The sequence below is a fragment of the Mangrovimonas futianensis genome (assembly GCF_021245805.1).
Classification (GTDB): domain Bacteria; phylum Bacteroidota; class Bacteroidia; order Flavobacteriales; family Flavobacteriaceae; genus Mangrovimonas; species Mangrovimonas futianensis.
Genome location: NZ_JAJJNF010000017.1, coordinates 1 through 6,930, shown reverse-complemented (window position 1 = coordinate 6,930; position 6,930 = coordinate 1). Strand labels below are relative to the sequence as shown.

Sequence of the window (6,930 nt, the reverse complement as noted above, 5' to 3'; positions counted from 1 at the left end):
AGCGATTAATATATATAGTCTTTTCATTATCTTTTTCTGGTTGCGTTAATTATTGTTCTCTGGTGATATAGAACCAGTCTGTCCTTACCTCGGTGTCCTTGTACTTCACAACGTAGAAATAAGTCCCAGTCGGCAACTCATCCCCGTCATCAGATACGCCCCTGAACTCATCAGTGTAAGCCCCGGTGAAACTGTATACCTTCGTACCGTAACGGTTGAAGATCTCAAGACTGTTAACCCCAAATCCGGTCAAGTCGAAACTGTCGTTGCTGCCGTCTCCGTTTGGTGTTACTACCTCTGGGAATAAACAGGTATCTGACATTACAGTTACATATTCCGTAGCAGGACATGGGCCTGAAGTAGTATAGCTCACTGTAAATTCTGTTCCTCCTGGACCACCAGTAATTTCTCCTGTTTCAGAGTCAATTACAGCATCGGTATTAGTTGGCTCTACAATTTCGAAGGTACCTCCTAAATCTCCATAAACATCTGCTGTACCCCCATCACAAGTAGCTGTCATCTCAAATGAAGCATCTTCCTCTGCATAGGTTGTTACAGATTGTATAGAAGAAGCAGGACAAGGTCCACTTGTTGTATAAGAAATAACATAAGTTGTATCTGAAGAACCACCTGTTATTTCTCCTGTTGTAGCATCTATAAGAGCGTCATCAGAAGGGAATTGATCAAAAGCAAAGATTCCTCCAACATCTCCAGTTATTGTAGCACTCGCACCATAACAATCAGCTTCAAGTGTAAACGAAGCATCCTCTTGAGGCAATACTACGACTGTTTCTGAAGTAGTTGCTGGACAAACACCTGTAGTTGTATAGTCAACAGTATATATGGCTCCAGGAACTCCTCCAGTTATGGTACCTGTAGCAGGATCTACAACAGCTCCATCCCCTAAATCAGGATTTAGAGCAAAAGAACCTCCTGGTGTTCCTAAAACAGTTGCAATGGCACCATCACAAGTTGCTGTCAATGTAAATGAAGCATCATCCAAAGGATTTACCATAATTTCAAAAGAAGTGACCACATAACAATCTGATCCTCCATCTGAACTGGCATCTTCTACTCTTACATAGATTGTTTGAGGAGAGGAAGTATTGGTGTAAAGAACTGGCAATTCATTTGTTGCTGCATCAGCATCCTCTTGAGACACATAATAAGTAACATTATAAACACTTGGATCTTCTTCTCCAATAATTACCGCTGTTTGTGTTTCAAAATCAAACTCTGCAAAACCATCATTACTAGCATCATCACAAACTTCCATATCAGCAGGTTCATTTATAGATGCTAGATTAAATAGATTAACCATGACAGTAGCAGACGTAGAAGTACCCTCGCAGATATCACCATAGGCTATCACAAAGTAGGAACCTGATTCAGATACTTCAAAAGTTCCTGTTGTATTGGTAGTAATATATATACCATCATTGTATAAATCAAATGTATCTGCATAAGGAGATTCAGATACTAAGGTAACTGTTTCAACACCACAAAAATCAATAGATTCTCCTTCTGGCAACATAGTCACATCTACTCCATCAACTGTTTCGATAACTACATCACAAACTACCTCACAATTGGTTCCATTCTCAGGACCAGAATCTTGAGAAAGGTTATAAAATCCATCTTGTTGAGAATAATTGGTTATTAGTATCACATATAAATCTCCAGCTTGAACCCCATTAAGGTTAATCGTTTCTGAAGCCGTAGCAGAAAAACTACAGTCTGCTTCAAACTCAGGTGTTAATAAGAAACAACCTCCGTCTTGGCTATCAAATGGTCCCCAAACGATGAAGTCGATATCCAATCCTGTTCCTGTTCCACCTTCACCTGTTGTTTGATCTAAAGAGAATTGGTAATCACCAGGTTCATCAAAAATTATGGTATTCCATTGTGGATCTGGTTGAGACCCTAAACAGCCATAATCTAAATAGTCTGGAGCTTCTTGATCTCCTGTAATACTAGGATACCATATATCTGAAGCACAAATTGGAAGCGCATCCAAACAAAATGTTGGACAAGTAGTCAAATAGGTTGGACTATTAATGGTACAGTTACTGTCTTGTTCATTTTCAACGGTAACAAATACCGATTGATCTAGAGTAAATGGTCCCATTTGGTATGTTCCTGGCTCAGTAACCTGAATAGTTGTAGCATCCACGTTATTAGAAACTAAAATAGATTCTGCATCTCCGATATCAGAAATAACCACATCTATAAACCCTTGAAGGTTATCACAATCTTCCATATAACTAAATTCAACCTCAGGCATTACGCAAGTCAACTCTATGATGTTTACTGTGAAATCCAAGGTAACTCCCCAAGAGCCATTGTAACATGGATTAGGTGTTGATTGTCCAGAATCTGCTGTTCCAATACGCATTCTGTGTTCCCCTAATGGGGCGTCGGCAGGAACAACAAATGAAGCATCTAATGTGGTTGGGTTTTGGTTTGTAGAAACACCGTCAAAAACCAATTCATCTGCTTCAAAAACCAAATTATCATTAAAGTCAATCCAAATATTGGTGTCGTATGTAAATCCTGTAGCGAAAGTAACTTGACAGTTAGCCAAAATACCTTGGAAGATATTCACTACCGTATCTGTATGATTTTCATAAGTTACATCTCCAAAACTAGGGAATGAAGTCGTTGAAATAACAGTATTGCTAACCCCTTGACCATCATTACTTGTTGGTACAGATTCACAATATCCTGTATAAAAATTTCCTGGTCCAGACCAAATACTCACATCACCCTCACCACAATCAGCCTGCACATAAAAATCATAAGAAGTATCAGAATCAAGGCCCTCTAATACATATGGGCTAGTAACATCTATTAATACTGTTCCCTCTCCATTTCCTGGAGTAAATCCTGCAGGTCCGTATTCAACATTCCAAACTTCAGCCGTTCCAAACTCAACCCAAGAAATCTCGGTAGATGTTAATGACAGGTTAGTTGCAGAAAGTTCAATTGGCTCAGGACAAGTAGGGATTTCTCTAATCTCAAAATTATCTACGGAGACATCAACATCCTCTGGATCATTTACAGTTCCCTCAGATCCCCAAATACCAAACTGAACAACCATATCAGAATAAGGTGTCAAATCAAAAATGAAATGTTCTCCACCAGCTGCAATGACCGTGGTATTATCCCATTCGAAAATAGGTGTCCAGGTAGTACCGCCATCTGTAGTAATTAAAACCTGAACTTCATCATCTGATCCTAGTGTTGAAGCCGTTGTAGAACTTGCAAATTGCATAAAAGCCACATCGATTTCAAACTGCCATGGACCACCAGTCAAATCAAATTCTGGTGAGATGATCCAATCGCTTTTACCTGTTGTGAATAAATTAATTTTATATGCTCCTGAAAAACCAACATTTGCAAAACCATCACTAGTCCATGACCCTGCTCCAAAATCTGAAGGCCCTGTTGTTGGATCTCCATCATTGGCTTCATCCCAACACTCTGGAATAATAGTATCAAATTCTTGAAGGTAATAAGGTATAAATACATCACAAGTCGTTGTAAACAAAAATGGTCCTGCCCAGTTACTTACCCCATTTTCATCTCCACAGTTCGCTTGAACATAATAAGCATATTCCGTTGTAGCAGATAAATCACTTACCTCAAAAGCTGTATTAGTATCTGCAACGTCGGTTGCCACACCTGTTGGAGTTGTTCCAGCTTCAACAACTTCTATATTCCAAGAAGAAATACCAGTATTACTATCTGTCCAGCTTAACTCAGCTGTAAAAGCAGTAATATTATCTGCAGTTAGATCGGTTGGTATTTCACAAGAAGGAGGCGTACAGTTTACTGTTCCAGAATATATAGTTGTTCCTTGTAGTGAACCTGAACCACTAGGCATTGTAAATAAATCTTCACCAAAAGCTTGAATAACTATTCCAACTTCTCCAGACCAAGAACCACCAGTATTCCAAAATAGTTCAAATGGTTGGCCATCACATAAAGCCACTAGAGCTTCTCCTGAAGACCCTGAAGATAAGGTAATTGTTTCCACATCTACACCATTTTGAGAAATGGTCATTGAGTTTCCATTCCAACCATCTCCAAATGAATCAGTCATTACAAACGTATATTCACACTGCTCACTCACATCACAAAGTTGTGTATCAAAAGCAAATGGCCCTATCCAGTTGCTCACTCCATCTGCATCACCACAATCGGCCTGAACATAGTATTCATAATTTGTACCAGCCATCAAGCCCGTTACTGTATATGGGTTGGCATCTGCTGTATAGTTACCCGTTCCAGCAGGTGAGGTTCCAGCCTCAACAACTTCAAGGTTCCATGCCGTAGCACTACCATTTTCAGTCCATGTTAATTCAGCACTATCCAATCCAGTGGAATTAACTGCCAAATCAGATGGACTCGGACAAACCTCAAGAGTTGTAAAAGAAAACGGTCCAATCCAACCACTTAAACCATCTGTATCTCCACAATCCGCCTGAACATAATATTCATAATCCGTCCCTGGAGTTAAGGATGTTACTGTGTAAGGATTGGCATCTGCTGTATAGTTACCTGTTCCAGTAGGTGCGGTTCCAGCCTCAACAACTTCAAGGTTCCATGCCGTAGCACTGCCATTTTCAGTCCATGATAATTCAGCTGAAAAAGCTTCAACCATACCAGCAGTTAAATCCGCTGGGTTTGGACAAGCCTGAGTAATTCCATCCAAAATCACATTTGCTATGGTATTATCAATATTATTTGCTGTAGGTGGTGCAGCTGGATCAGCATTAGTTCCATCACTATAATGTGATATCGATCTATTTGTTGCTACCTCCGTATTATAGAAATCATCTCCAGACGAATCATAGGATGGCATATTTTCTTCTACGGCAATAAGCAAATTATCTGTTCCAGAATAAGTAAATGGGGTATCGAAAACAATCTGGACCCATCCATTTACACCAGCTTCAACAGTTATTCCACCTGAATAAACTTGGGTAAAACTAGCAATAGGCTCCCAATCTGTTGTAGAGGCGAATTCTGTTCTTGTGGATTCCGCAAGATAAATTACCAAACTCTGACTATCGGGCAACGCCGATGTACCACTATAGTACCATTGAAGCCCTGTAATCTCCCCAGAGGCATTAATTTCTTCAGCCAAATAAACCGTTTGAGTATAGGAATACCCATACCACGGTTCAAATGGTGCATTTTCTGATTCCAATGTTCCGGAACCAATCGTGACCTGAGCATTGAGATGCCAAAGCATCATAAAACTCATAAATACAAATAATGTAGTTCTTTTCATTTTGTGTTAAGGAGTGGTTTTAAATTAGGTTTACGAAAAAAATGAATCCTTTGAATGAAAATTTATCCTATTCAATTAATTAACATTTTAAGTAAACTTTAAGGACTAAATGTATAAAAAAAGCTCCTCAACCATTGATTAATTGGTAGTTTATAGATTAAATACAAGAATTTTCGATGAATAGATTTAACTGTATTTTAACAATTTTCATAAACATATTTAAGCATTTAGAGAAATTTACCTAACATTTTATTAATATATCAAACTACCATCTTTCCAATCCCAAGAATTTTATTGAATTCCCAATATTTCATCAACTAGCATGTACAAAAAAGCCCTACCGTTTGGTAGGGCTTTTTTTATGCTCTTATGTTTGGGTCCTCCATCTCCCTATTGGCCCTGCGGACCTCCAGTGGTAATGATAAACTCAGACCTTCTGTTCAATTGGTGCTCCTCCTCGCTGCAGTTGCTTCCGCAATCCACCTTAGGATCGCTCTCGCCCATACCCTTACCTGTGATCCTTGAGGCATCAATGCCCTTGGAGATCACGTACTGTACGGTCGTCTTGGCACGTCTGTCAGACAATCTCTCGTTGTATGAGGCAGATCCACGGCTGTCCGTATGTGAAGTCGCATTGATCACCATATCCGGGTACTTGTTCATCACCTGTACCAACTTGTCAAGTTCAAAGGCGGCCTCTGGCGTGATGTTTGACTTGTCGAACTCAAAGTAGATAGGGTTCAGTACCACTTGGTCCTCTGCAACGATCATCTCGATCGGATCCAGGGCCACCTCTGCAGTAGTCGATTCATCAAATGTACCGTCAACACTTACCTTTTCGCTCTCATAACCGTCCATGCTCACCTCAAGACCAGACTGCTTGTCGCACTCTACCAAGAAAGTTGCCTTTCCTTCTGCATCGGTCAACTGGGTAAGCAACATGCTTCCCTGGTCATCGTATACAGATACGCTGGCTCCCTGCAATGGCTCCCCGCTCTGGCTGTCGGTAACCATAGCAATAAGGTCTACAGTACACATTGGCTGAAGTCTGAACACCTGGTAGATATCGTCGCTTCCCTTGCCACCTTCTCTATTGGAGGATACAAATCCTTCCCCGCTTTCCTCATCGATGGTAAAGGCAAAGTCGTCCATGTTACCGTTCACTGGCACCCCAGCATTCCTTACCGGTAGGTAAGACCCGCCGTCAAGCTTGGTAAAGAAAACATCCAGGTTTCCTAGACCCAAGTGCCCGTTGGATGAAAAGTAAAGGACATCGGTACTGCTTATAAAAGGAAAACCTTCATCTCCCTCTGTATTGACAATGTCTCCCAGGTTAACCGCTTCTCCGTAGGTACCGTCTCCATTGATGGATACCTTGTAGATGTCATAACCTCCGTGACCTCCTGGCATATCAGATGAAAAGTAAAGGGTCTTTCCGTCATTGCTCACGCTAGGATCCTTGATCGTAAAGGTGTTGCTGTTCAATGGGAACGGTTTTACATAGCCCCATTTCTCGCCATCAAAGGTAGCCTCGAAAAGGTTGTTCACACTGATCTTTCTTCTGGTGGTACTGTCCTTCTCGTACATCCCCTCCGAGAAACTCTCTCTGGAGAAGTACATGGTCGTACCAT

Annotated in this window: 2 protein-coding genes; both read right to left on the bottom strand. The window is 40.7% G+C overall.

The genetic code is table 11. The features are described 5' to 3' along the window. Nucleotides 1-49 precede the first annotated feature (49 nt). Nucleotides 50-5,299, bottom strand: a complete 5,250-nt coding sequence (locus LOK78_RS16295; protein ID WP_232635658.1) for a fibronectin type III domain-containing protein — start codon at nucleotides 5,297-5,299, stop codon at nucleotides 50-52. A 390-nt stretch (nucleotides 5,300-5,689) separates the two neighbouring features. Further along, the coding region (locus LOK78_RS16290) for an OmpA family protein (protein WP_232635657.1) at nucleotides 5,690-6,930 on the bottom strand (1,241 nt) is incomplete at its 5' end.